This is a genomic window from Glycomyces lechevalierae (genome assembly GCF_027622945.1).
Taxonomy (GTDB): Bacteria; Actinomycetota; Actinomycetes; order Mycobacteriales; family Micromonosporaceae; genus Glycomyces; species Glycomyces rutgersensis.
On the sequence record NZ_JAPZVQ010000016.1, the window covers coordinates 121,841 to 123,746 of the forward strand.

Sequence of the window (1,906 nt, forward strand, 5' to 3'; positions counted from 1 at the left end):
CCGCGGGGGGGGCCCGGTGTTAAATTGCCCTGCCCCGGGGGGGGGCCCCGGGGGCGCCCCCCACGGGTCTCGTTTCACGCCAAGCGACTCAGGCCGCCTCGGGCTCGGTGAACTCCCAGTCGAAGCGGTGGTACCGGCCGGTGCCGCCCTCCTGCCAGGGCTTGGGGCCCTCGAGGGGGCGGTAGCCGATGCCCATGGCGTGCAGGCGCTCCAGGTGCGCGGGGAGGCGTTCGAGGACCGGGTCGGCTTCGCGCACTGCGACATTCGTCCAGGCGACCTCGGCGAGGACCGCGAGGCGCGGGAACGCCGCGTACTCGACGTCGCGCGGGTTCGGCAGGTACTCCGACCACAGCTGGGCCTGGACGCCGAGGATGCGGGACTCGTCGATCCCGGGCGGGGCCGGGTCCCACGCGGCGACCTTCTCGATCGGGGTGAGGCCGTGGATGCGCAGCGGCTCGCGCGGGTCGTCGCTCTCGTAGTGGTCGAAGTAGACGTGCGTCTGCGGGCTGACGAGGACCTCGTGCCCGGCCTCGAGGGCCTTCTCGACGTACGCCTGGGTGCGCCAGACCTGCACGGCCGCTTCGGGGGGCGCGCCGCCGTCGAGGATCTCGTCCCAGCCGATCACGCGCTTGCCCATCGCCGCCAGGTGCTCGCAGAACACGCGGGTGAACCAGGCCTGGACGCCGTGCACGTCCGCCATGCCCTCGCGCTCCATGAGCGCGCGGGCGACCGGGGAGGACTCCCACTGCGTCATCGGGACCTCGTCGCCGCCGATGTGGACGAACGGGCCGTCGAAGACCTCGCCGATCGCGGTGTACGCCTCGAGCGCGAAGTCGAGCGCGGCCTGGGTGGGCTCCAGGACCTCCTCGAAGACGCCGAACGTGGGGCAGACCGGCTTGTCCTGGCCCGCACCGAGTTCGGGGTAGGCCGCGAGTACCGCGCGGGCGTGCCCGGGGAGGTTGATCTCGGGCACGATCATGACGTGCCGCTCGCGCGCGTAGGACGCGATCTCGCGCAGGTCCGAGACGGAGAAGAACCCGCCGTGCGGGGTCGGCTCGTAGCCGTCGTCGCTGCGGGCGTGGCCGATCTTCGTCGCGGCCCGCCAGGACCCGATCTCGGTGAGCCTCGGGCGGGTCGGCACCTCGAACCGCCACCCCTGGTCGTCGGTGAGGTGCAGGTGGACGACGTTGAGCCGGTGGAGCCAGGCCCGGTCGATCATCTTGAGCACGAAGTCCTTGGGCTGGAAGTGCCGCGCGACGTCGAGCATCACGCCGCGCCAGCGCAGGCGCGGCTCGTCGACGATGCTCACGAGCGGCACGACCGGCTCGGCCGCGGGGGCCTCGCGCAGGGAGTCCGCGGGCAGGAGCTGGCGGAGCGTGGCGATGCCGCGGGCGATCCCGGCCGGGTGCGCGGCGGTCAGGTCCACGCCGTCGGGGGCGACGTCGAGCCGGTAGGCCTCGGCGGCGGTCGTGAAGTCCGCGGGACGCTCGCCCGCGAGGGCGAGGCGCAGGACGCGGCCTCCCGCAGGGCCCTCTGCGGTGCCCTGCACGACGGGCAGGCGCAGGCCGGTGCCGCGGTTGAGCTGGTCGGAGAGGAGCCAGCCCAGGGCGTGCAGCTCGGGGTCGGCGGCGATGGCGCTGAGGAGGCGCAGGTCGAGGTCGCCGTCTGCGGCGGTGAGCTGCTGCGGCTGCGGGATCAGCGAGATGCGGCGCTGCATGTGCGGGGGCTCCTGTGGTGGTCGTGGCGCTGGCCGGCTCGCGTGGCTTCGCGGGCCCGGGGGTGGGCGGGGGCGGTGTCGCGGCCCCGCCGAATTAGTTCAGTTTATTTATAATATAGGGCCGCGCCGCGGTCGGCCAGTGCGGCGAGCGTTTCCGCTCCCCCTCCCGGCCGACCGCGGCGCGCGGCA

The 1,906-nt window shown here is 73.8% G+C and carries 1 protein-coding gene; it reads right to left on the reverse strand.

The window, feature by feature from the left end:
• Nucleotides 1–88: 88 nt before the first annotated feature.
• Nucleotides 89–1,717, reverse strand: a complete 1,629-nt coding sequence (locus O2L01_RS21165; RefSeq protein WP_270124024.1) for a beta-N-acetylhexosaminidase — start codon at nucleotides 1,715–1,717, stop codon at nucleotides 89–91.
• Between the last annotated feature and the right edge of the window lie 189 nt (nucleotides 1,718–1,906).